The organism is Patiriisocius sp. 208BN25-11 (assembly GCF_058147145.1).
This window is the reverse complement of the sequence record NZ_JBYVJY010000042.1, coordinates 1-759: the sequence shown is the minus strand read 5'-3', so window position 1 is coordinate 759 and position 759 is coordinate 1. Positions and strand designations below refer to the sequence as shown.

Annotated in this window: 1 protein-coding gene; it reads right to left on the bottom strand. The window is 45.6% G+C overall.

The window, feature by feature from the left end; translation table 11 throughout:
• Positions 1–759 (bottom strand): hypothetical protein (locus ACY2RS_RS15475; protein WP_490099572.1); only part of this gene is annotated, 759 nt, incomplete at both ends.

The window sequence follows — 759 nt, the reverse complement described above, 5'->3', positions numbered from 1 at the left end:
GGCTGGAGCGAAACTAATCTCACCAGTTACAGGGTTTACTTCCCAATCTCCTTCTCCTGGTACCGTGTAGCCGATTACATCGCCACTACCATCTGGATCCAATACTACCATCGTCGCTCCTGCTGGAACTTCTAAACTTACACTGCTTAAATCTAATGTACCATCTGGATCACTATCATTATCTGGTGCATCTACTACTACCGTGTCTCCTGGCATACTAGGTACACTCGTATCATCTACTGCAACTGGTGGCTCTGCATCATACATCACTGATACTGTTGCCTGATTTGAAGTATTACCATCATTATCATCGATCGCATACTGTATATCTTGTGGGTCTTGCGTTGATGCTCCTGTACAACTCGCATCTGGAACTCCAGCTGCCGTACAAGGCGTGAACGTAATTACTCCTGTAGTACCATCTACGGTCCATACTCCTACGCCTGGCTCCACTAATGGATCGCCTGGATTCGTCGTACCTACAATCTGTACCGTCGTTAAATCTAAAGTACCGTCTGGATCCATATCGTTTCCAGGTACATTAATCACTACTGGATCACCTGTCATATTATTAACGCTACTGTCATCCATCGCAACTGGTGGCTCTGGTGTAAATCCTACACTAACCGTAGCTGGATCTGTAGTATTTCCTTCATCATCATCAACAGTATACTGAATATCCATAGGATCTTGTGTCGATGGTCCCATACAACTCACATCTGGAACTCCAGCTGCCGTACAAGGCGTGAACGTAATCGC